Annotated in this window: 20 protein-coding genes, 1 tRNA gene and 3 pseudogenes; 10 read left to right on the plus strand and 14 right to left on the minus strand. The window is 40.5% G+C overall.

Translation table 11 applies throughout. From position 1 onward, the window contains the following. The first annotated feature begins 241 nt into the window (after window positions 1–241). The 3 genes from V7K89_RS11885 (at window position 242) to V7K89_RS11895 (ending at window position 3,254) form a co-directional block, all read left to right on the plus strand. Complete coding sequence (locus tag V7K89_RS11885; protein WP_335187434.1) at window positions 242–2,005, plus strand: ABC transporter ATP-binding protein; 1,764 nt, start codon at window positions 242–244, stop codon at window positions 2,003–2,005. 185 nt (window positions 2,006–2,190) lie between these two features. After that, window positions 2,191–2,805, plus strand: coding sequence for a Uma2 family endonuclease (locus V7K89_RS11890; RefSeq protein WP_335187322.1), 615 nt, complete (start codon window positions 2,191–2,193; stop codon window positions 2,803–2,805). A gap of 2 nt (window positions 2,806–2,807) precedes the next feature. Beyond that, window positions 2,808–3,254, plus strand: a complete 447-nt coding sequence (locus tag V7K89_RS11895) for a hypothetical protein (protein ID WP_335187324.1) — start codon at window positions 2,808–2,810, stop codon at window positions 3,252–3,254. 548 nt (window positions 3,255–3,802) lie between these two features. On the opposite strand, the gene V7K89_RS11900 is transcribed toward V7K89_RS11895, so the two are convergent. Further along, window positions 3,803–4,033 (minus strand): type II toxin-antitoxin system HicB family antitoxin, encoded by a 231-nt coding sequence (locus V7K89_RS11900; RefSeq protein ID WP_335187326.1) that lies wholly within the window; start codon window positions 4,031–4,033, stop codon window positions 3,803–3,805. Then, a pseudogene (locus tag V7K89_RS11905) lies at window positions 4,033–4,246 on the minus strand (type II toxin-antitoxin system HicA family toxin). The gene V7K89_RS11900 and the pseudogene V7K89_RS11905 overlap by 1 nt, the downstream one beginning before the upstream one ends. A gap of 342 nt (window positions 4,247–4,588) precedes the next feature. On the opposite strand from V7K89_RS11905, the gene V7K89_RS11910 reads away from it, so the two are divergent. Beyond that, window positions 4,589–5,923: a deoxyguanosinetriphosphate triphosphohydrolase gene (locus V7K89_RS11910; RefSeq protein ID WP_335187328.1), complete on the plus strand. Its 1,335-nt coding sequence runs from the start codon at window positions 4,589–4,591 to the stop codon at window positions 5,921–5,923. A gap of 52 nt (window positions 5,924–5,975) precedes the next feature. On the opposite strand, the gene V7K89_RS11915 is transcribed toward V7K89_RS11910, so the two are convergent. Further along, the gene (locus tag V7K89_RS11915) at window positions 5,976–6,902 is read right to left on the minus strand and encodes a LysR family transcriptional regulator (protein WP_335187329.1); all 927 of its coding nucleotides are present in this window, start codon (window positions 6,900–6,902) and stop codon (window positions 5,976–5,978) included. Window positions 6,903–7,191: 289 nt separating this feature from the next. On the opposite strand from V7K89_RS11915, the gene V7K89_RS11920 reads away from it, so the two are divergent. Beyond that, a complete protein-coding gene (locus V7K89_RS11920; RefSeq protein ID WP_335187331.1) occupies window positions 7,192–7,344 on the plus strand; it encodes a hypothetical protein in 153 nt (50 codons plus the stop codon). A gap of 125 nt (window positions 7,345–7,469) precedes the next feature. Here V7K89_RS11920 and V7K89_RS11925 read toward each other — a convergent pair whose 3' ends face one another. The 3 genes and pseudogenes from V7K89_RS11925 to V7K89_RS11935 all read right to left on the minus strand — a co-directional run bounded on the left by V7K89_RS11925 (window position 7,470) and on the right by V7K89_RS11935 (window position 9,553). Further along, window positions 7,470–7,622, minus strand: coding sequence for a hypothetical protein (locus V7K89_RS11925; protein WP_335187332.1), 153 nt, complete (start codon window positions 7,620–7,622; stop codon window positions 7,470–7,472). 389 nt (window positions 7,623–8,011) lie between these two features. Then, window positions 8,012–8,195 (minus strand): annotated as a pseudogene (locus V7K89_RS35870) (hypothetical protein); the annotation flags it as partial. Window positions 8,196–8,503: 308 nt separating this feature from the next. After that, complete coding sequence (locus V7K89_RS11935; protein WP_335187336.1) at window positions 8,504–9,553, minus strand: sugar transferase; 1,050 nt, start codon at window positions 9,551–9,553, stop codon at window positions 8,504–8,506. A 199-nt stretch (window positions 9,554–9,752) separates the two neighbouring features. Between V7K89_RS11935 and V7K89_RS11940 the strand changes: the two genes are divergently transcribed. Continuing rightward, window positions 9,753–10,550 carry a 7-carboxy-7-deazaguanine synthase QueE gene (locus V7K89_RS11940; protein ID WP_335187338.1) on the plus strand — a complete coding sequence of 266 codons (798 nt, stop codon included), beginning with the start codon at window positions 9,753–9,755 and terminating at the stop codon, window positions 10,548–10,550. Between the two features lie 278 nt (window positions 10,551–10,828). Here V7K89_RS11940 and V7K89_RS11945 read toward each other — a convergent pair whose 3' ends face one another. The 8 genes and pseudogenes from V7K89_RS11945 to V7K89_RS11980 all read right to left on the minus strand — a co-directional run bounded on the left by V7K89_RS11945 (window position 10,829) and on the right by V7K89_RS11980 (window position 18,731). Next, window positions 10,829–11,473 carry a DUF3318 domain-containing protein gene (locus V7K89_RS11945; RefSeq protein ID WP_292749575.1) on the minus strand — a complete coding sequence of 215 codons (645 nt, stop codon included), beginning with the start codon at window positions 11,471–11,473 and terminating at the stop codon, window positions 10,829–10,831. 77 nt (window positions 11,474–11,550) lie between these two features. Beyond that, window positions 11,551–12,108 (minus strand): hypothetical protein, encoded by a 558-nt coding sequence (locus tag V7K89_RS11950; protein ID WP_335187340.1) that lies wholly within the window; start codon window positions 12,106–12,108, stop codon window positions 11,551–11,553. A gap of 1,056 nt (window positions 12,109–13,164) precedes the next feature. After that, window positions 13,165–14,623 (minus strand): annotated as a pseudogene (locus tag V7K89_RS11955) (YcjF family protein). Between the two features lie 103 nt (window positions 14,624–14,726). Further along, window positions 14,727–14,803: transfer RNA gene (locus V7K89_RS11960), tRNA-Met, on the minus strand. A gap of 46 nt (window positions 14,804–14,849) precedes the next feature. Beyond that, window positions 14,850–15,803 carry an asparaginase gene (locus tag V7K89_RS11965; RefSeq protein ID WP_334911680.1) on the minus strand — a complete coding sequence of 318 codons (954 nt, stop codon included), beginning with the start codon at window positions 15,801–15,803 and terminating at the stop codon, window positions 14,850–14,852. Window positions 15,804–15,896: 93 nt separating this feature from the next. Beyond that, window positions 15,897–16,397, minus strand: coding sequence for a CGLD27 family protein (locus V7K89_RS11970; RefSeq protein WP_335187342.1), 501 nt, complete (start codon window positions 16,395–16,397; stop codon window positions 15,897–15,899). Next, window positions 16,394–16,852: a ribosome silencing factor gene (rsfS, locus tag V7K89_RS11975; protein WP_335187344.1), complete on the minus strand. Its 459-nt coding sequence runs from the start codon at window positions 16,850–16,852 to the stop codon at window positions 16,394–16,396. The genes V7K89_RS11970 and rsfS overlap by 4 nt, the downstream gene beginning before the upstream one ends. A 604-nt stretch (window positions 16,853–17,456) precedes the next feature. Then, on the minus strand, window positions 17,457–18,731 hold the full coding sequence (locus V7K89_RS11980) for a glycosyltransferase family 4 protein (RefSeq protein WP_335187346.1): 1,275 nt from the start codon (window positions 18,729–18,731) through the stop codon (window positions 17,457–17,459). 372 nt (window positions 18,732–19,103) lie between these two features. Between V7K89_RS11980 and V7K89_RS11985 the strand changes: the two genes are divergently transcribed. From V7K89_RS11985 to V7K89_RS12000, 4 genes are all read left to right on the plus strand, one after another. Then, a complete protein-coding gene (locus tag V7K89_RS11985; RefSeq protein ID WP_335187348.1) occupies window positions 19,104–20,282 on the plus strand; it encodes a DNA cytosine methyltransferase in 1,179 nt (392 codons plus the stop codon). Window positions 20,283–20,456: 174 nt separating this feature from the next. Then, window positions 20,457–21,137 carry a deoxyribose-phosphate aldolase gene (gene deoC, locus V7K89_RS11990; protein WP_335187350.1) on the plus strand — a complete coding sequence of 227 codons (681 nt, stop codon included), beginning with the start codon at window positions 20,457–20,459 and terminating at the stop codon, window positions 21,135–21,137. A 131-nt stretch (window positions 21,138–21,268) separates the two neighbouring features. After that, complete coding sequence (gene recO, locus V7K89_RS11995) at window positions 21,269–22,237, plus strand: DNA repair protein RecO (RefSeq protein WP_335187352.1); 969 nt, start codon at window positions 21,269–21,271, stop codon at window positions 22,235–22,237. Then, entirely contained in the window at window positions 22,224–23,861 is a 1,638-nt protein-coding gene (locus tag V7K89_RS12000; protein WP_335187436.1) for an MFS transporter, read from the plus strand. The genes recO and V7K89_RS12000 overlap by 14 nt, the downstream gene beginning before the upstream one ends. Window positions 23,862–23,990: the final 129 nt, after the last annotated feature.

The raw sequence follows: 23,990 nt of genomic DNA on the forward strand, positions 1-23,990 counted from the left end.
GCAAATTAACCAAACCAATTATTGCATCTATTGCCCGAAGGCAATATATTTTAGAGGCACTATCTGTAGCCAGCTTTTAGAGAATTGGTATAAATTCTTTTTTGGTAAAATTAATAAAGATTAAATAAAGTCTGGAAAATCTACCCAAGCTGGGGTATCTCGCGTAAAGAAAGATGAAGATTAAAAAAAAAGAAATATCCTACGTCATTCACTGACGGTTTTCCGTTACAGTGGACGGGCTATAAGCTTGGTATGGACTACTAGTCGATCACTGACTATTCTTCTGGCTGGTTTAACTTTAGCGGCTGGTCTTTTACCGGGAGCGATATCCTACATTAGTAAGTTAATTGTTGATGCTGTGGTATTTGCATCTCAAGTTAATTTACGAAACAATGGTTTTGTCAATATTTATCCGTCTCTATTTTATGTAGGATTAGAAGCGATCGCTGTAATTTTACTAGCAGGTAGTCAACGGGGCATCACCATTTGTCAGTCGTTATTGCGGGCGCTAATGGGTCAGCGAGTGAATGTACTCATCTTAGAAAAGGCGCTAACACTTGATCTTAGGCAGTTTGAAGACTCAGAATTTTATGACAAATTGACCAATGCCCGACGAGAAGCATCAGTTCGTCCCCTTTCCTTAGTAAATCGCACCTTTGGGTTAGTGCAAAATGCCCTTTCTTTATTCACATACGGTATTTTACTAGTACATTTCTCAGTTTGGGCAGTGGTGGTACTGGTTTTGGCAGCTATGCCTGTATTTATTGCGGAAACAAAGTTTGCTGGAGAAGCCTTTCGCTTATTTAGCTGGCGTGCGCCAGAAACTCGTGAACAAAACTACTTAGAAAATTTACTAGCAAGAGAAGATTTTGTCACAGAAATCAAACTCTACCAGCTAGGAGAGATGCTGCTAGGACGTTACCGCAGCCTGTTCGATCAACTCTATGGTGAAGACCGTGATTTAACTCTGCGGCGAGGATTGTGGGGATATCTGCTGAGTTTACTCAGTACTGGTGCTTTTTACCTAGCTTATGCTTGGATTGTGCTGGAAACAGTGCTAGGTAAGATTTCCTTGGGAGATATGACAATGTATCTGACTGTGTTTCGCCAAGGACAATCTACCTTTTCCAATGCCCTCACTTCTATTGGAGGGATGTATGAGGACAACCTATATTTATCAAATCTTTACGATTTTCTGGAAGAAGAAGTACCAAAATCTTGGGGTAAGGCAACCATTGGTTTAAATTCCCAAGATGGTATCCGTTTTGAGAACGTATCATTTACTTATCCAGGAAGTTCCAAGCCAGCATTGAGAAACATTTCGCTGCATTTGAAACCCAAAGAGAAACTGGCAATTGTAGGTGAAAACGGTTCCGGTAAGACTACTTTAATCAAACTACTTACCCGACTCTACACGCCAGACTCTGGGCGAATTTTCTTAGATGGGTTGGACTTACAGGAATGGGATGTAGATGTATTGCGGCGTCGCATTGGTGTGATTTTTCAGAACTTTGTCCGCTACCAGTTCACTGTAGGGGAGAATATTGGCGTGGGCGATGTAGAACATCTCGAAAATAAAGCACAGTGGAAAACTGCTGCCCAAAAAGGCATGGCCCAATCTTTTATTGACCAATTACCTCAAAGCTTTCAGACTCAACTTGGTCGTTGGTTTAAGGGAGGACAAGAACTTTCTGGAGGACAGTGGCAGAAGATTGCTTTGTCTCGTGCTTTTATGCGATCGCAAGCAGATATCTTGGTGTTAGATGAACCAACATCAGCAATAGATGCCCAAGCTGAGTTTGAGATTTTCAATCATTTTCGCGCTATTACTCAAAATCAGATGGTACTTTTGATTTCTCATCGCTTCTCGACAGTACGAATGGCTAACAAAATTCTAGTTATAGAAAACGGCGAAGTTATAGAACAAGGAACTCACGAAGATTTGTTAAAGCTAGGAGGACGTTATGCCAAATTGTTTCTGTTACAAGCCGCTGGTTATCAATAGGAAAAGAAGCTAACAGACTTTGTGAATTTAGATAGCGATGCCTACGGCGGGCTGCGCCTACGCTCACTTTGTAGAAAGCACATAATATCTCTATACAACCACGTTAAACTGTTCGGTAAACATGGGTGAAATCTCTTTAGTACCTAAATTATCTGTATTGTTAAACATTGTTACCCGATAAAACTATGCAAATAACACAACAGCGATACTATACCTCAGAGGAATATTTAGAGCTAGAAGAAGTTGCTGACTACAAAAGTGAATACATTGACGGACAAATAATTCCTATGGCGGGTGGGACAATAAATCACAATCGGATAGCTGGTAATTTCTATGCTGTGTTAAACTTCGCGTTCAGACAAGAAGAATACGAAGTGTTTAATAGCGATATGCGTCTGTGGATACATCAAAAGCGTATCTACACGTATCCAGATGTGACAGTAATAGCTAGTGAACCAGAATTTTTCAACAACCGTACAGATATTATTACAAATCCCCAAGTTATTGTTGAGGTTTTGTCTAAATCTACTAAAAACTACGATCGCGAAGATAAATTTCAGGCTTACCGAACTATTTCTACCTTTCAAGAATATTTATTAATTGACCAAACTCGGATTCATGTAGATCAATTTTCCAAAACCGGAAAAAAGCAATGGATGCTTCGTGAATATGATGAAGAAGATGAAGCGATCGCACTTGTAACCGTCCCATTTGAGATTTATCTACAAGATTTATACAACAAGGTGAAATTTGAGCCTGTTGAGTCGGAAGCCGAAAGTACTGATTTTGAGGGATTATAGCGATGGTAAAAAAATTACCTCCTTTAATTCTTCTAGGCAGAGGCACTTTCAGCTTGAAACAGTTTCGTGCTGACTGCTATGAAGCCGCACGTACTCTACATGCAAGAGTTTTAGAAGTGAAAGGTAGTGATTATCATAGTTACTCTGTATGCAATATGCAATTACCGGCATATCACAAATGTAACAGTATTAATGTCACTATCCTGCGAAATGGTAATTATCCAATAATTGGTTTTAGCAGCACACAAGAGGCACCATTTATTTTTCTAGATGTGCCACGGTTGCAGGAAGTATTTGAGGCTTTAGGGTATGAGGTGTGGAGTAAAGAGTACCTAGAAACAGACCCAATAGAAGAACATATCACAGACTTAACTCCGCAAGAGATAGAAGATTATAATTACTGGAGACCTAACCAAATAGGACAAATGGTTTTTAATTTTTACGACTGAAGTCTTTTATGAAAATGCCCAAACAATCACTTCACGAACATCAGGCTCATTGAGGCTGACAGCGTTAAGTTCTTCAATAAAAGCATCAGGTAATAAACGAAAAAGAAAGCGAATAAGAATATTCATTTATCAATCCTCAAAGTTAATAGGTCTATTATTGAAATGATTGTGTATATTCTGAGGAGTAAGCCAGTCAGGAATTACAACCAGGGTAAGCGCATCTAAATTAGTCTTGACAAAACCCTTGGTTAATGCACTAACGAAAGAATCAGGATTTATAGTTTGATTGATTTTCAAGGGTGAAAGCGATGCCTGCGGCGGGCTACACCAACGCTTAAACTATTGTCAACAAATAAGTGTAAATACCTCCTAATCTGAGGCATTTCCTCCCTTAAACAAATGTGGTTCTAGTTGCTGAGTAAAAGGATTAACCATAGTTGTTGTTAAAATAGACTTAATGCTCAATATTCCCAGGAATAATCTTGGTGTATCACTCGTTCTATACAAAAGAGCGATCGCCATACTAGTGCAAAGCATCTTAAAAAGATTTAAGCCACTTTTAACGATTTCTGAAGAAAAGTAATTGGCTCTGGCAAAGGTTTTCCTTGCTCTTTATACCATTCAATCAGAGATTCAATCACTTTTTGTCCATGTTTAGCGGCTTCTTCATAAGTCTTACCATGAGTGTGGAATTGCTGCCAAGGGAATTCCGGTAAGTGTACTAAGTAGCAATTATCCTCATCTGACCATTGAATTACCATGCTATAGCGATCGTTCATTATTCTTCCTCTATTTCTCCTAGTTGCTTCAAAACACGATTGACTTGCTTTTCCAAGTATCGGGGTGCATCGTCTCCATCTTTTCCAGCAATAGTAACTGGTTCATCAGGTATCAAATGGGTGAGTCCAGAAGGTATGACTACCTTTTGCAGGACGATAGACAAACCCCACCTTCAACAAAATTGCTTTTAACTCTCTAATTTTCTTGAGCATCTACCCTCAATTTAAATCGCCATACTGATTGTTGTCTATTAAGCTGAGGAAGCGATCGCTTAATTTACCTCACTTGACAAAGGCGATCGCTTAATCGAATTGAGCGATGCGTAGCCTGTGTAAAGTACATATTACCTCCGAGCATCAACTTGCTCTACCTACTTCACTCTTGATTTACCCTTCACAGTAGAAGTTGAGTAATCAAAAGTGTGGTTATTACTTAAACGGCATTGATGTAAAAGGATAAATTTGTTGCTTCATAATAAGTAGAGTTACAATGTGGCATTGCCCATTGCTTCTAGCTAGAGGGCATTGTCTAACCTACTTTCATATAACACAGCAATGATGGATTGGAAGAAACTTCTGACACCAAAAAGACTTGGCAAGACTGAAGCAGAAAATCCCCAGTTTGATCGTACTCCTTTTCTGAGAGACTATGATCGCCTAGTATTTTCCTCACCTTTTCGTCGCCTTAAAGATAAAACTCAGGTTTTTTCGTTATCTACAAATGATTACATTCGTACTCGTCTGATTCACAGCCTAGAAGTTTCCTGTGTCGGTCGATCCCTTGGTAGGATTGTGGGTGAGAAAATTGTAGACACACACAAACTTAATAGCTATGGATTCAGTGCTTCAGACTTTGGTGATATCGTCTTTGCTGCTTGTCTAGCTCATGATATCGGTAATCCTCCGTTCGGTCATTCTGGAGAGGATGCTATCCGTACAGGATTTGAATCCTGGTACTACACTGTTAACCATGTAGGAAAAGAACTTCTCAGCAAGTCTCAAAAAGCTGACTTTGATTCATTTGAGGGCAATGCACAGGGTTTTCGTATTCTAACTAAGCTTGAAATGCCTCCTCAAAAAGGGGGAATGCAACTCACCTGCCCAACTTTAGCTGCTTTCACAAAGTACCCTAGAGAATCATTACTATCAGAATCTACCTTAAACGGTTACTCAGGTAAAAGTGTTAAAAAATATGGTTTCTTTCAAGCAGAAAAAGATTTATTTGCTGAGGTAGCAGAGACAGTTGGGCTAATTCGTCGTCATGACAATGCAGCATGGTGGTCTCGACACCCGCTTGCTTTTCTTGTTGAAGCAGCAGATGATATTTGTTACTCAATAGTTGATATAGAAGACGGTCATCGTATGAAGTACATCTCCTTTGAAAAAACCGAGTACTTGCTTAATAAAATTGCAAATATTGATATTAACAAGCATGATGAAAGCGAGGAAGAAAAAGTTAAGCGACTTCGTGCCAAAGCTATCCACAATCTTATAAAACAGGTAACTGAAATTTTCTTTGCACACGAACAAGAAATACTTTTTGGAGAGTTTGATAAAGACTTGTTATCTTTAAGCACTTATGCAACCCATCTAGAAGAAATTGGAAAGCAAACCCGTGAGACTGTTTTCCAACATCGTGATGTTGTTAGTATCCAGATTGCTGGGTATGAAGTTTTAGGGAAACTATTTACTGAATTTGTCAATGCCGTTCTGCACAATAGTAAGAAAGGTAATTTGGTCTATCAGATGCTTCCCAAAGAATATAATAATCCAAATTCGGACGAAGATACTTATAACAAAATTCTTAGAGTTACAGACTATATCTCTGGCATGACTGATTCTTACGCTACCAGTTTATTCCAACAATTTAGCGGTATTTCCTTGGGATAAAGTGACAGTGATCGCACTATCCCCCAATAACTTAGATAAAATCACTATGGTGCTAGTTAACCCTCCCTAAATCTGATAAAAAGCGATCGCTCTTGTAACCGTAGATACTTCTGACAACTTGTAGAAATTCCCTTAGCACAGGTGTCATATCTTCTTCCCGCCACACTATAGCTGTTTTTACTAGTGGTGTTTTCTCCTCTAAAGTACAATAAACTACACCAGTTCTCTGAAGATTTTGCAATGAAGACGGTGCGATCGCAATCCCCATTCCTGCTGAAACCAATCCGATAATCGTCTGCATTTGAATCGCTTCTTGAGTTACTTTTGGGCTGAAATTTCCTTCCTGACAAAGACTCACTATTTGGTCGTAAAGTCCGGGTCCCAAATGGCGAGGGAACATGATAAAGTTTTCGTTTACTAGCGATCGCACTGAAATCTTTTCTTGTTCAGCTAAGGGATGAGTTTTTAACACAGCCACAATTAAAGCTTCTTGCTGAATGCATTCTTGATTAAGTGTGTTGTCTTCTAAAGGTGGATGGGCAAAACCTACATGAATGCGGCGATCCTGTAGCGCTTGTTCCTGCTGAGTTGTGGTTAATTCTTGCAATACCAACTCTACTTCTGGAAATTTTTCTCTAAACCGCCGCAAAATCACAGGAAGCAAATCATAAGTTACCAAACTGGTAAACCCAATTCGTAATTGTCCCTTTTCACCTCTTCCTATTTTTTGAGTTAGCTCAATTGCTTTTTGGAGTTGAGCTAAAAGTTGATAAGCCTCTTGCAAAAAAATCTCCCCTGCTTCCGTTAACTGTACGTGTCGTTTGGTTTTACGGTGAAACAGTTCTACCCCCAATTGCACCTCTAATTGCTGAATTTGCTGGCTTAAGGGCGGTTGAGCGATGTGCAGTCGCTCGGCGGCTCTACTGAAGTGCAGTTCTTCAGCAACAGCAATAAAGTAGCGCAGATGTCGCAGTTCCATTTTTTTGATATTTTATAAGTTTCAATCCTCTATAAATATCCCTTTTGTGTCAGTCTCCGAAAACATTTACCATTTCTAAATTCTAGAGCTTTTGTATAACAAGCGTAGGCTAGCAAAAACCGCAGGCATCGCGCGATTCTTTTCTAATAACAAATCCAAGAGCAATTTTTTTCTAATAGTATAGCTTGTATTGATTGCCTGATCAGGCTTAAGCGCGATCGCCCTCCCAGAAAGTGACAGAAGAGGGATAAATGAGCTTTATAACCAAGTTATTCAAACTAGACAGAGATTGAAAGAACGTATTAGTTCTCAATCTTCAGCCACTTCAATGTTTGTAGAAATAACTCATTTGGCAGATGAAGCTGAAGCGGCTAACGAATTATTAATAAAATCCTATAAATTCCAAGAAGTAAGTAATTTAGTTTTCAAACTCGCACAATAATATTAGAAAAATAACCTAATTACATCAATTATCTAGCCTTTAATTGATAATGGGCAATCGCTCTTATATTTTTTCCTTTTTTACTGGTTAAGGTTTCCTATATTTAACGTGAGTTCGGGTTAAGATTAGGCGGCAGAAAGCAAATTGTGATCGATGGCGATCGCAGGCTTCTTAGGTTGGTAGCAGTAGGCGATTAAACCGCAGACAATGTTGACTAGTTTACAAGATCGCGAGCCAACCAGAGCTCCCAAGTCATGAGTGGCATAAGGTCGCTCCATCGGTCACATTGTTGGGGAGTAGAGAGTTTTGGTAGTGTCCAATGTAAGCATTGTTTAATAAACCGATACCAATGGTCAACCGTGAAGCGGCGTAAATAGAGTTTCCATAGTTCAGATAGGGGTGGCATTTGTTCACCTACAAAAGCCAACCACATTGGTTTATTGACTCGTGGGGAGCTATCCTCCAGTAGTCTCTCAACAAGTATAATTGACATTGGGTGCTGTGGAGAAAGACGAAAATGCTTTTTTGTCCAAAGCCGAATCCTGACCCTACCCAGTTTGGCATCTTCAAGTTCAATCGCTTGTTCTGGTTTTGACCAGGTACTGCCATCGTTGAGTATAAACTTATCCCCATGTAGTCGTGGTTTCCCCCTGTCTGAACAAGACTAATGAAAGCCGATCACAATCGTCATAATCTCGCTCAAACACAGACTGCGATCAGCTACGCTGGGCGGTTACGCCATCGCGCTTTCTTTTTTGCAGTCTATTACCCAACAGTTGGTGCTCCCACTGTGGTTCAAAAGTTTGACAGAAGTCATCGACAGAACACAATAGTTCTTCTAGAGTGAACATGGGGCAAGTAGATGGATGAGAATTTAGCACTTTCAGCTTACCTGTTTTGCCCCCTTTCTTATCCCGAACTCATGTTATATTTAGGTTTTGAAATCAGCAAAGACATCTTCTCACAATTAATGCCAGTATATTGCCATTTACGCGAAGTTTCACTTTTTAATTTTTACCTGTTAAGTAGAGAATGATCTTGCGTGGTGCTGTAATGTAAGTCAACCTAAAATTTACCCAAGCCGAAAATAGGCTTGGGCATGTTTAAGAATATAGTGAGAGTTGCAATTTACCAAAAAATTGTGAATAAAGGTAGTTAGCTAAACAGCACCACTGTTTCTATCAAACAGAATAGCTATAGTTTTGAAAATTAGCTTTAAATCGTACACTAAACTCCAATTTTTTTGATACTGCAAATCCAGACGAATTACATCTTCAAAACTACGGACTGTAGAACGTCCATTTACTTGCCATTCGCCAGTCATACCGGGTTTTACATCTAAACGTTGCCACTCTGGTACTTCATAGCGTTCCACTTCATCGGGTGTAGGTGGTCGAGTACCTACTAAACTCATCTCTCCTTTGAGGACATTCCAAAATTGGGGTAATTCATCAAGACTAGTTCGCCGTAAAAAGCGCCCTACCTTAGTAATTCTGGGATCATTCTCATTCTTGAAAAAAGCACCTTGCACTTGGTTTTTAACTTGGGATTTCTTCGCTTCCGCATCCACACACATCGAGCGGAATTTCCAAATTTTAAACCGCTTACCCATCCAACCACAACGGGTTTGACTAAAGAAAATGGGTCCGGGATCGTTAATTTGAATAGCCATCGCAATTGGAATAAACAAAATTCCTGTAATTAATAAACCAATCACTGACCCAACAATATCTAAGAACCGTTTCATCCAAGATGCCATAGAAGGGTGAGTAGTGGGTAACTGCTCTACTTTACGCGAAGTTGTCTTCCGACTATCTACTACGTCATCTTGTTCTATTAACGACCCATCTCCCACAAGCTCTAGAGGAAAAACCTGATCCAATCCTGTAAGTTTTAGGACTGCCATGACTTGAGGTGTTACATTCCGCAGTTTTAATGTAATCTCCTTAGTCTGAGCATATTTAAAATTACTTACCAGGGCACCTAAACCACTACTATCGATAAAAGTAGTTTGGTGAAAGTCAATGATAATTTGCTTGGGATGTGAATTGGGCTGAATTAAGCCTTGGCAGGTTTGCTTAAAGCCTAAAGCTTCCAGCACGCTCAACCGTGTTGGCACCTGCACTATAGCCATGTCGTTTAGGGAATTAACTGGAAAATCGACCTCTGTCGGTTGGCTAGTCATGAAGCTCTGCACTTTCGTTGCCATGTATAATGTAATATGCCAAACATTACTTTGTCCTACAAAATTACTTAACCTAATATCGGAATTAGTGGTAATCAGGACTAACCGCTATTTACCGGGGCTGAGATTGGAGATCGCTAGCGACGATTCACAATAGAACAAGAAGCCAAATAAACATCCTTGCTGTTGTGCCGACGCAGCGCGATCGCGTTGCTCTCATCAAATGATTGCTAAAAATACGGTTACACCTACCGCACGCCTGATTGAGGTCTTTTCTGCCATTCAAGGGGAAGGACTGAATGTAGGGACACGTCAGATATTTATTCGTTTTGCTTTGTGTGATTTGCGCTGTCACTTTTGTGATAGTGCCCACACTTGGAGTGCACCTACAACTTGTCGGATAGAGCGATCGCCTGGATTGCGCGACTTTGAAATCCACTCTAACCCTGTTCCATTACCTATATTAATCGAATGGGTGGAACAGCAAAATCTACCTTGTCTACACGATAGCATTAGCTTAACTGGTGGCGAACCACTTCTTCATGCCTCATTTCTAACGCAGTTTCTACCCCAAGTGCGAGCCATAACTGGTCTACCTATATACTTAGAAACCGGCGGACATCGCCCAGAACAACTAGCAATGATTATCCCATACTTAGACTCTGTAGGTATGGATTTCAAATTGCCCAGTGTTAGCGGCGAAAGTCATTGGCAAGAACATAGTAAATTTCTCCAGTTATGTTATGCATCATATTTAAATGTTTTTGTCAAGATAATTGTGTCTCAAGACACAGATCCCGCCGAGTTGGAACGTTCAGCTTCGTTGGTGGCAGAGGTTAGTCCAGATATCTCAGTATTTTTACAACCTGTTACGCCTTTGGCAGTACCAGAACAATTTTCTCCAGTACCTGTACTTGCGCCTTCTAGCGATCAAGTTTTGACATGGCAAGCTTTGATGAAGGGATTTGTCAAGCATGTGCGCGTGATCCCCCAGACGCATAAAATGCTGAATCAGTTGTAAAATTTTAGTTTGATAAAGATGCAGTCAAGAAAAAAGTAAGATTTTATGAAATGGTAATTGGGCTGTTGCTGCTAATTAGGGAGGCAGCAGCCCCCTCACTAGGCAGTCTAATGAGCTGAATCAAAAGACCACTAAGAGGTTTTATCAGGTAAAATCTTGCCTCCCTGACTCAAAAAGAAACTTGAACTTTAGTTCAAGGCAGAGAGAGGTTTGTCAAACTCACGTTGATTTAAGTTTTTTGAAGGTAGGTAATACCCACCCAACCTAATTTTTGGTTTCTATAATGCGCCCTCATCTGGAGTTTTCGATTTAGCTTTTGCTTTATTGGCACTGCGTTTGAGGGCAGAGAGTCTTGCTTCGTATCTCGACCGTTGGCGCTTACTAGGAGTATTATCAATCAGGGTTTTCAAGGCGCTACCGAGACTCTTATAGGCATTGGGAAGGCTATAACCAAAACGAGTTGCTAAAGCGATCGCTTTCTCATCAGCATTGAGCAATTCTCTTAGTTGCTTTTCCCCATTATTCTTTTGGTACAGTCGCCAGCCTGACACGCCACAAAGCGACAAAGCTAACACCAGCAGCAATCCATCTTGTACCCACAATTCCCCAACAGCACCACCTAAACCGATGGCTAGTGCTGCCATTTCCCAACCATCTTTAGGAATTGTGTCATTTTGAACGCGAGCAACCTCATGCCAGAACAGCAGATTACGCTGATCCATTGCGAGGGCATCCCATTTCACCAAATCAATTTGAATTTCTACCTGGTCTTTACCAATTTCTTCGCAGCGAACCAGGGGTGGATTGACCTCAGTTGTGCCTTCAACCGTGACCCAGCTTTGCAGTTCTGGTGGTAGTAAGGCTTTCAACCGCCGGAGTTCGCTCATTTCCGCTTTGGCAGAGGAGGTTGCATAGGATGTCATAATATCCAGCCCCAGAAAATTTCAGTATATAGTGAGGGTATCACTTTGGAGTATAGCTATTTAAGTAACGATCCGTCTCACTCACTAGGAAAACTTCCTCGCTTTTTTCGCGCTTCCATTGCTTTTTCTAATAAATCTAACAATCCTGGGGCTTCTTCTTGGATACTGAGTAATAGTCTTTCCCCAAGTTCTATATTCCCCGGATCGAGACCTGTGACCATCACTTCTTGCAGGCGAGGTATTGCTATGCCATCCACAATCTGAACTAATCCACTCAGACAACGGTGAAATTGTCTTTCTGTGAGAATCGAGTCTTCTAAAGGAAACTCAATAATGGCACGGATTTCACCATCGGATGGGTCATACTCCCATTGCAACATTTTGGTTTCCCAGGAAATGGCAAGCATTGTCTGTAGGATAGCTGCCTTGTGAGGATGGTCTTGGATTCCTGCCAGAACTTGAGGGGCAAATACCCGAAAAAACTTTCCTTCTTCATCTAGTTGGACAACTATTAGGAAATCTTCTAAGTTATCAGCCTCCACACCTGTTATAATTCTGTCTTCTTCGTCATCAAAACGGTAGTCCCAACCAAGGTTGTCTAAATAGTTGGCAATCTGTTTGAGGTTAGCTCCCATAAAAGCCTCATAAGGAATGGTGGAGCAGCTGTTACCAGACCTAGTTTAACCTGCTAAAGGTAGTTGTTTGGGTTTGTGTGGATACTTCTAATCCCATACAAGTATGCAATTAGGGTATTGGGTATGGGTAATGGGGCATTGAAGATAATAAAAATAGACAATTGTTCGGCACTATGAATGATATTTTTTTTATAACTCTTGCTCATTAGAAAAAAAACGATAATTACTATTTTTCAAATTTTAGGTAGTGAAGAATATAGCATTAAATCACTTAAATTTTAATATTATTTTTTAGATTGAATAAATGTCTTGCTAAATTAAGCATGGTAGGAAGATTTTAAATTAGATTTGAAAGTTTAAGCTAAGTTTAAATAATTTATACATAGCATCTGAGGCTTTTGAAAATATAAGTAAAAACTGTTTCCTCGTCGATTCAGCCACCCGTGAGGCCTTTTTCTGTAACCCCAAAAAAGAAAGAACACGCAAGTTTTTATCACAAATTCTCTAAAACCTCTGCTCAACTTTGCATCCCTCTGCGTTTCACTTCTAATCCTTTTGTCCTACAACTTCACACCAAGCTTGAGCAAAAAATCCATCTGGGCGCTGACTCCATTCTCACAAAGCATTACTCATTGCTGTTAGCGATTGCTCAATTCCAATTTATTGCTGGGATTCAATGAATTAATTAGTACAATGAATTAATTCAAACCCTGTTATACTTCTGGATAATTTAACTCCTGAACTACTTGCTTATTCCGGAAAGTGACAGAAGAGGGTTATTCCTGTTCTGTCACTCTCCGAAAACATTTGCCATTTCTAAATTCTAGAACTGTTGTATAGCAAGCGTAGGCTAGCAAAAACCGCAGGCATCGCGCGATTCTTTTCTAAGAACAAATACAAGACCCATTTTTTCTAATAGTATAGCTTGTATTGATTGTCTTATGAGGCTTCTAGCGATCGCCTTCCCAGAAAGTGATAAAAGAGGGATACTACGATTACCATATTTTTTAGCCTAATACAAAGGCGCAAAGTTTTTCTTTGCGCCGCTGGGTAAACTTAACCCACAAACTTCTCAGCACCAACTACTTTAATCGGTTGCACCAGAAGGCAACAAACGCTTCACACCTTGCTTAACAAACCCCTGCAAAAAACCAATCTGCTGATTTTGCTGAAATACTTTTTGCAAAGTTTGCCGTAAATTATCCAAATTTAAACCAGTTCCAGAATCTATCGCTATTTCCTGCTGTTGGAAATACTCAACTAGACTAAACCCTGCGACTCTAGTCAAATAAGCCGCACTTACTCCCTGTACTACGCCACCAGCAACAAAGGTAACGGCATTACTTTTCAGAACAGTACTAATAGCTTTTGTAGAAAGTTCAACTAAACCCAATTTCAGCATTAAACTTCCCATTGTTCCAGCTATGGTTTGTGCCTGTTCTAGGGAAAATTTTTGCTGATAAATTTTACCCAAATCCATTACCATTTGAGCATTAATTGCCGCAGTTGCCAGAATATTAAAGGCTGGTACTGGATTAGCAAAGGCAGCAGCGGCAGCTATCCATTGATATTGTTCAATAATTGGGGTGATGCGATCGCGTCTGGCTCCATTCAGCAAATTTTTCGCTTCAGCTTTCAACAATCCGGCTTTTCTCATGGTAGTTACCCAAACTAGCTGTTGTCCTTGCTGTGCCAAAACTTCACCCAACTGTTGAGTTAACTGCTGGATATCTGCTGCTGGTTGTTCCATCCACTCTTGCACAGAACCATCAGCCTCATGCTTTCGGACTTTGATGGCAATGGGAGAGGCCGCAGTTGCAACTACATTTCCCTGCATCCGCTGTTTCAATTGACTAAAGATATTGGCGCTTTCATCGGTAAAATACTGGTCTTGTTTGTTGAAAACCAGCATATTGGGCTGATTTGCTGCCTTTAGCTGTTGTAAAGTTTTAAATTCTGAGTCTGTCAAATCACCGTTTGTCAAGAATAGAACAAAATCAGATTTTGCTACTTCTGCCAAAATAGCCGCATCTGAATTTTCACCTGCTTCTCTAAACAAAGATGCTGTCTCTTGTAGAGACACGAAGTTTTGTGTCTCTAGATTTTGCTCTAGCACTTGAATTAAAGTGCTTTTACCCACAGATTTCCCGCCAGTCACAGCTACTTTAATTTTTTGCCTGTCTAATTCCAGCAACAATTGGGCAACTTGTTCTCTGAGTGTCTCTAAGGCTGGATGGTTTTCTGCTTCTTGTGCTAGTTGGTTAATTACAGTTTCAGCTTTAGCGATCGCACTTTCCACTGTTGTCCGATCCACAAGCATACCATCTAGCTGCTCTAAACAGTCTTTGGGGCGCTTTTGCTGGAATAACCACAAACCACCACCGACAGCTAAGGCACTCAACAAACCGAACTCACCCACCTGCACTATAGAATCGTGCCAACTGTCCAACATCCACAGGGAAAAGGAAAGTCCCAATCCTCCCACTAAAATTGGTCGCTGCAACTTCACAACCATGATTCTCCGCGCCTTTTAGATGGCTATTTCTTTCAGAATAGATCAAAATAAAACAAAACCCTACAATTTTCACTGATTGTAGGGTTTTGTTTTACATTTTATTTGGTGGCGGGAAGTGGATTTGAACCACTGACCTTCGGGTTATGAGCCCGACGAGCTACCAGGCTGCTCTATCCCGCGTCACTCTTAACTTTTACACTATAACTTATAGTCAAGAGTTTGGCAACTACAAAAATGATAATTCTCCAATTACTTCTAAACGCTTGTATTTTCCCAAGGTGACAAATTTTTCTGAGAGGCTTTCGGCGGCGCTGGGACTAATCCACCCCATTTGCTGGAGTAAGTGAATAGCAACAGCATATTTTGCCCGTTTCGCCCCATCCATGACTTTAATTGCCAATCCTAAACCTTCACCGAGTCTACCAATGCACTGCACTCCTTCGGCACCACTTTTGCTGACTAGTTCTCCTGGGGTTAAGCGCATCAGTTCCGTATCAAATTCTCCATCTCCTGCTACCATAGCGGGGTGATGAGTCATAGCACGGACAATGCGCTCCATATCCAAGTTGGTACTAGAGGCTAGCAGTGCATATAAAGATGCCATGTGACCAAGTTGCATCAGATAAGTTGGTGCGCCACAGTCGTCATGAGCGTTGATAAATTCTGCTGCTGGCATTCGCAGCAACTCTGCTACCTTGCCCAAAATTAACTGCTGTATTGGGTGTTTGCGATCCAAGTAGTTATTTAAGGGCCAATGACGTTGCTGACAAACGGCTAACATTCCCGCATGTTTTCCAGAACAGTTGTATTCCAGAGGACTGTGCTTATCTTCAGGAATTGGACACTGGAGTATAGTCGGGTCAAGATCGGCCCGCCAAAGGATGTTAAATACCTGTCGGACTTGATCTATTCTTCCTTTATGGGAACTTGTAATAATTGCTAAGTCGCGATCGCTGAGTTGATAGCGTTCCAGTGTGCCTGTTGTGGTGACAGCAAGTGCCTGAAATGGTTTGAGAGCTGAACGGATAAATGCAGCAGTTTCAGAATTTCCGGCAACGGTTAGAACCCGTCCTCGTTCGTCGCAGACAACAGCTTGGACTATATGCCTGGATTCAATAATACCTTCCCGCAGCAACCGGACTTCCAGTGCTGTGGCTTGAGTTCGTTTTCCCATTGTCATGGGTTTATATTTATCACCTTTTTTTAGTTAGGAGTTAGGAGTTAAGAGTTATGAATTATTAACTAATCACTCCTAACTCCTGACTCCTAACTTTTAAAACAAATGCCAACCTATAGTACCAATAACGTACATTCCCGCCAAGCCAGCAAAGGTAAATTGTAATCGCCGCAGAATGGGTTTAATTTCATATGCAACAATTAAGCGATCGCGGTTGAGAACTTCCTGTGGTTTAGTCCAAGTTTGACCATCATACCAACCGGACTCTTCATAAAATACTGTGGGACTACAAAGGCGATCGCACACGTAGAACCAACCTAAGTACAATCTTACCAGTACCAGCACTACCCCGACACTCGCTCCGGCTGCACCACAGAGAATAAAATGTGCAATATACTTGTGAGGGGGAAAACTTGCCGCAGCTATCGGTCCTGCAAAAAGCCAAGATAAACCCCAAATCCAAACGAGTTTGGTGATATACTCGCGCCAATCTAAAGTGGTATCGCGAAACAGCCAGGAAGTTTTTAACTCTTCGTATTCATTGAGTGGTTGTTGGTCTGTAGGAACTGGGCAATTAGAAACCGAAGACCTAATCATGTTGGCTTACCCTCACCCTCATCAGATTCTGGAAGGGAAATACGTTCTGCATGAATCCAGAACGCTTCTAAATTATAAAACTCTCGTTCTTTGGGCATCATGATGTGAACAATCACATCACCATAGTCTTGTAGTACCCAACTCCCCTCGGCTTTTCCTTCTATCCTTAAGGGACGGCGTTGCAACTCAGTTTCGACTTTTCCTTCAATTGCTTGAGCGATCGCCCTGACCTGTACCTTAGAATAGCCAGTCATCATCACAAAGTAATCAGCCAGGTAAGATACCTCTGTTACTTTAAGCAATAAAATCTCACCTGCTTTGCGGTCTGATGCCGCAATCGCGATCATTGCAGCTAATTTTTCGCTTGCCTCTTCGGTTTGGCCGTGGCTTATTACTGCACTCTTCATCAGTGGGACAGATTGCAATGGGAAATTTCCTTGGAAATAATCAGTCATTAAACCTCAGGTGCTTTCTTCCTTTTGAAACAATTGTTGACATTTACTTACAAACAACAAACAATTGATCTGACAAATGTGTCAATAGGTTTTTTTGAATACTAACAAAAAAACAGGTGTCTATGGGCCTAGTTTGATAATTGGCTGTTTAGATTTTGATATCCGCAACAGCTGATTGCTGATGGTTATTGTGCAGCGATAAATCAACCAATAGCTTTCCAGCAGGAATTGACAGCGAAAATAATCGCAGATTCATCAAACAGCATAGCTATGTAAAGCTAGTAATTTGCAGTTAACTATATATCTATGCTTTATACTTGTCTATCTACGATTAAATTACGAGACAACACGACATACTAATGACTGGTTTAGCAAAAGTACACTTTTTATACGTATACTCACTAGTATAATAAAATACTTTTTAATTGCCCACGGTTGAATGAAGTGAAACCGTGAGATTTTTAGTTCAACAATTCACCTGAAAACTTGCTTGTCTATCGCTGTATTTTTATTAGTCAAATTAGTTACCCTCAAGATTTTATGTTACTTATATATGAGGGCAAATTGCAATTTCGACAGATGCACCATAACTTTGCTACAAAAATTAAACTTCTTGTTTCGTAACTATGCCTGTAGATTGAATTGTTCTACGTTCTGTTGTCAATGAGTAACACAAGGACTCATACTGATTTAAAGCTTGCTCAAAAGCATATTGCTCAACTGCATATTGGCGACTTTTGTAACCCAGAGTTTTGACTTTTTCGGGGTTTTGGTACAAATCTAAAATTGCCATCGCTAAAGCTTGAGGATCTTCTGGAGGAACAATAACTCCGCCGCCACTTTGCCTAATGGCTCTCGCTGCTGTACCATTTTCGGGGACAGAGGCAACTAAGGCCCCTCCACTAGCAAGTAGCACTTGAATTTTTGACGGCATGTTAAAGGATACAACATTTTTCTTTTGCACCACTAAACCAATATCCGCAGCTGCTAACATCTGTGGTAAATCTTTGCGGGGTTGAAATGGCAGTAACAACACATTATCTGCACCACAGTCTAGACATTCCTGTTGCAATCGCTGTAGACCTTTTGCCTCTCCAACGATGACAAAGACAATATCTGGGATATGGCGCAAGACAGAAGCAGCTTTGACAACGCTTTCTAAGCCTTGAGTTAGGGCAATGTTACCAGAATACAGTACTACAAATTTGCCGTTTAAATTATGTGCTGTGCGAAAAGGGTTATTTTCTTTAGGTAAAGGGCGGATAAAATTTATATCAACCCAGTTGGGAATTTGCACAATTTTGTCAGCTTTTACGCCCTTAGATCGCAAATTGTCTACAAACCCATCGGCGATGACGCTAATTTTAGTAGCTGTGCGGTAGGCAAATTTTTCCAATAATGTAAACAGCCGGATAAGTAATTTATTTTTCAGCAGACCGACATGGACGGCTGCTTCTGGTAAGATATCTTGTAGATTTAAAATTACAGGACAAGCACGTAACCATCCTAAAAGCGCAACCGGTACACAGCTTGGCAAAGATGGCGATGTTGAGAGAATCACATCTGGGCGCCAACCGATGAGGGCGGGTACAAAGCTAGTGACTACAAAACTAGCATCTAATAACACCCGATCTAATAGGTTGGGTTGTGGACGAATCCAAACGTAACTGCGTTGAATTTGAACGCCATTTTTATATTCGTTGACATACCATTTGCCCCGATATTCCTGGTAAATTTGCCGCTCAGGGTAGTTGGGCATAGCGGTTACTACACGCACTTCATGCCCACGTTTCACTAGTCCCTCTGCTAATTCAGTCATCAGTGGGGCAATACCAATCGGTTCTGGATAGTAGTTGTAGGAGTAAATTAAAATCCGCATAAAATTTAGTCCGAAGTACCCCGGCTCTTTATTTAATGACAAATATTTGTCTGAAATATCATTTGGGCTTAGAAACCCCTATATTTCATTGTGACTCCAGACTCTTTTGATGTCAGGTATTTTCCTTAAAGATTGAGTAAACTTTAAGATGTAATACTTAGGTTAACTGTAAACTTTTTTTACTATGTTAAGTAGTATTTCAATTGTTATTTTTTGATTGGTACTTACGTAGAAGCCCTAATATATCAGGTTTTACCAACCCTTAAAACCGAATTGGATAGTTAATATTAACTGTCTCTATAAGTGACGCATATAACCCATTTTCCGATAATCTGAATACTAATAATACTTTTTGATCGTACTAGTAATTCAATGAGCGATCGCCCTTGTATTTTCTCTTTTTTTGCTGGCTCAGGTTTCCTCGATTTAGGTTTTGAAACCAGCGGTTTTAATATTGTTTATGTTAATGAAATCTTCGCCCCATTCATCGCTGCCTATCGCCATTCACGGGAAGTTCTGAAAATGCGATCACCTGAATATGGATATCATCACGGGGAAGCAGCAGATGTAACAAAACTTATTGTTGGAAAAGAAGCACAACACCTTCAAGAATTAGTCCAAGATTGCCACAAATCTCATAATATAATCGGTTTCATCGGTGGGCCTCCTTGTCCTGATTTTTCTATTGGTGGAAAAAATAGAGGAAGTTTAGGAGATAATGGTAAACTTTCCGCTTCATATATTGAATTAATTTGCCGCAATTTTCCAGATTTCTTTTTATTTGAAAACGTTAAGGGTTTATGGAAGACAACAAAACACCGTTTATTTTTTGAGTTGCTCAAGCAAAAATTGCAGGAATCAGGCTACATATTAACAGAGCGATTAATTAATGCTATCGAATATGGCGTACCTCAAGATAGAGAAAGAATTATTTTAATTGGTTTCAAAAATAATTTTCTTCAGGATATAGGAATAAAAGTTGGTACTGAAAAGTTACTAACTGAGAGGTGTTTTCCTTGGAATAATTATATTTTATTTCCTCACGAAAAAGTTTTTGCTTACCCCTGGCGTAAGTGCGATCCATTCCAAGAAAATTCCATCATCCCTTGCCCTGATGGTATACCTAAAGAATTAACAGTTGAATACTGGTTTAGAAAAAATAATGTACTTAAGCACCCTAATACTGAAAACTATTTTCAACCAAGAGCAGGTATCACAAAATTTGCTGCTATTGATGAAGGGGATGATTCTAAAAAGTCTTTCAAGCGTCTGCATAGATGGCGTTATTCTCCGACAGCTTGTTATGGAAATAATGAAGTACATTTACATCCTTACAAAGTCCGGCGAATTTCTGTAGCAGAAGCTTTAGCTATACAATCTTTGCCTACAAATTTTGTACTTCCAGAAAATATGTCACTCACTAACATGTTTAAAACTATTGGTAATGGTGTCCCATATCTGGCATCACAGGCATTAGCTCAAACTATTATTAACTTCTTAGGAAATAGTGTAAAAAACACTGTTGATATTCCTAGTATTATTACTACTTAACGTCAACTTCAATACTTGTAGTAATTCTGAGATATCTGTAAAGCTGATATTAAAGACAATTCAGCAGCTTGTTTTCAGGATAAACTCGTAATAAATGTGGTTTAATATATATATAAGAAATGTTTTAATTTTTTATAAAGTTTAATAATCAATCACTCACTGGCAGAAGACACGATGGCAGCAGACTATCCAGACATTGATATTGCGCCATTTATCGATCACTCCTTGTTAATGCCAACGGCTACTCCAGAGCAGGTTGAGCAATGGTGTGAAGAAGCATATAGATTCAACTTTGCAGCAGTTTGTCTGTTCCCCGCTAATGTCAAGCAAGCAGTCGAACTCCTCCACGGTAAAAACCCAAAAGTTTGTACGGTGATAGGCTTTCCTTCTGGTGCAACGACTTCAACAGTGAAACTGTATGAAGCTCAAGAAGCTGTAGATAGTGGGGCCACTGAGTTGGATATGGTCATGAACTTGGGCTGGTTGAAAGCTGGCAAAACTGAAGAAGTCCACCGAGAGATTGCCGAAATTTGTGAAGAGACTGGGCAAACGGTCAAGGTAATTTTGGAAACTAACCTGTTGACAGATGCAGAGAAAAAAATAGCTGCTGAAATAGCTATGGAGGCAGGAGCAGCATTCTTAAAAACTAGTACAGGATGGAATGGTGGTGCAACTGTAGCAGATGTGCGACTTTTGCAAGAATTGGCAAAAGAAAAGGTAGGAATTAAAGCTTCAGGTAGTATTCACACTATCAATCAAGCCCTAGACTTAATCGTAGCGGGTGCTACTAGATTAGGCACATCTCGCGGTATGGATTTGATCCGCCAGCGCGATAACTTGGGAAAGGGTGAATAGTCATTTATCCTCTCTTACAAAGTTCTGAGCGGAGGAAACCTCCGCTCAGACTTTGCGCTTTGTCATTTGTCATAAGCTAATGACCCTTGAGCAATGATTAATAATTACTAATTACTAGTGACTAATGACTAATGAGTAGAACCTACAAAGCAACTGGTATTAATCTTAAAACCCAGGCGCTAGGAGAATCGGATAAAATAGTGACGATTTTGACACGAGAATTCGGTCTAATTCGAGCCGTGGCTCCAGGGTCACGTAAACACAACTCCAGCCTGGGCGGTAGGAGTGGAATGTTCGTTGTGAATGAACTATTGATTGCCAAAGGGCGATCGCTTGATAAAATTACTCAAGCACAGACGTTAAAAACCTATCCTGGTTTAGCTAAAGATTTGGGAAAACTGGCTGCCAGTCAATATTTAGCAGAAATAGTTCTGTGTGAAGCTTTGAGCGAACAACCCCAAGAAGAACTTTATGATTTGTTCAATGAACATCTCCATCGCTTAGAGGCGGTGTCAAGTGCAAATCCATCTGGTGTTTTGGCTCATCTGGCTCATGCTGTATTTCACCTTTTAGCCTTAGCAGGACTGACGCCACAAGTGCAAATCTGCTGCCTATCTCAACGTTCCCTGAAGCCAAACTTCACAGACCCCAACTGGCAGGTAGGATTTAGCATCCCTGCGGGTGGAACGGTTTCTTTAGAAGCTAGAGAACGTTTACGAAAAGAAGGAGAAAAGGAGATAAGGGCAGAGCAGCAGAGGAGCAGGGGAGCAGGGGAGGAGGGAATTAATAACCAATACCCAATGCCCAATGTCCCATCCGCAATGCTCAATGCCCCATTCCCAATGCCCAATACCCAAATAGTTGTTGTGCATCGGCAAGAAATACCTGTGATTTCTAGTCGTTTGGGTGCTATGGAACTAGCTTTGCTTCAACAGCTGTCACAACCAGAGATAATGCAAATTGATAGTGCTAGAGATTATGACTGGTTATCTGTTGAGCAGATTTTGCGCCAGTATGCTCAATATCAATTAGGTCGCCCTATTCGCTCTGCTACCTTAATCGACTCTTATTTTGCTGCCAACCATGATGCAACCGTCTGATTTGGATAAAAAAATCCTGCCTTTGTCACCAAGCCTCGCCAAAAAACAGAATAGAGTATCAGATCCTACAGTCAAGAATCACTTGAGTGCTGTTCCCAAGTGTACATCTAGTCAAATAAATGGCCAAGAAATGTCCCCAAAAGATATTTCTAAAAACGATCAAAATTGCCCAAAAACTGATCTTCCAAGCCAATCAGAAACACAATCTGAGGACAAATCAACCACTGCTGAGGTAGATAGCAATGGCGTTTGTAATGGACAGAATTTGCCAATAGCCACTATTCCAGAAAAAGAATTACCGAAATTAGATGCCTCTGGTTCAAGTGGAGAAGCTATTGCAGGGAATGTAAAACAGCTAGGATTTTTACCTGTACTAAAAAATCCTAATTTCTTGGCTCTTTGGGGCGGTCAAGTTTTCTCCCAACTAGCAGATAAAGTTTATTTGGTGCTGATGATTGCTTTGATTAATACTCAGTTTCAAGGAAGCAATCAGAGTATTAGTGGTTGGGTATCAGTCTTGATGATGGCTTTTACTATTCCAGCCGTATTGTTTGGTTCCGTTGCTGGTGTGTTTGTCGATCGCTGGTCGAAAAAGGCTGTGCTGGTGGCAACAAATATCTGGCGTGGCATCCTGGTTTTGTCAATTCCCTTCCTGCTGTGGTTGACTCATGACTGGAAACCCATAGGAGTGCTGCCAGTGGGTTTTTTGATCATTCTGGCTGTGACTTTTTTAGTTTCGACTTTGACGCAGTTTTTTGCACCGGCGGAACAGGCGGCAATTCCTTTAATCGTAGAAGAACAGGATTTACTCTCGGCAAATTCGCTTTATACAACAACGATGATGGCATCGGTGATTGTTGGGTTTGCTGTTGGGGAACCATTACTAGCGCTCGCTGATGGACTTTGGCTGCAAATTGGTGGTAGTGGTAGTTTGGGCAAAAAACTTTTAGTTGGTGGCAGTTATGCGATCGCTGGACTAATTTTGTTCCTCATGGCAACTAAGGAAAAACACCACCCCGATACAGAATTCCCTCACGTATTTTCTGACTTGCGAGACGGTTTTGCCTATCTCAAAGCGAATCATCGCGTCCGCAATGCTTTGCTTCAACTGATTATCTTGTTTTCTGTTTTTGCAGCATTAACTGTTCTAGCCGTTCGGATGGCGGAAATAATTCCCAACATGAAAGCTTCCCAGTTTGGCTTTTTACTAGCAGCTGGCGGTGTTGGTATCGCTGGTGGAGCAACAATTCTCGGTCAATTTGGTCAACGCTTCTCTTATACTCAGCTAAGTCTGTGTGGTTGTATGGGTATGGCCGCATCCCTAATTGGTCTATCAGTATTTACAACTCAACTGTGGCTTGTCTTGTTACTAGTGACACTTGTAGGTATTTTTGGGGCACTAGTAGGAATTCCCATGCAAACTACAATCCAAACAGAAACACCTCCAGAAATGCGTGGTAAAGTTTTTGGCTTGCAGAACAATGTCATTAATATTGCCCTCTCCTTACCTTTAGCATTAGCTGGTGTTGCAGAAACCTTTCTGGGATTACAGATAGTTTTTTTGGGATTAGCTGCGATCGTCTTTTCAGGAGGTATATTAACTTGGTATAACTCACACAAATAGTTATCAGCTAACAGGAGTTATTATTCATTACCTTGATGTAATTAATAATTTACTTAAAGCTATTGTGTTCATGGTAAACTGTTGCCAGTGAAAATTTATCACATACTTGCTGGATATGAATCTGACATT

The sequence above is a fragment of the Nostoc sp. genome (assembly GCF_036917515.1).
Taxonomy (GTDB): domain Bacteria; phylum Cyanobacteriota; class Cyanobacteriia; order Cyanobacteriales; family Nostocaceae; genus Nostoc.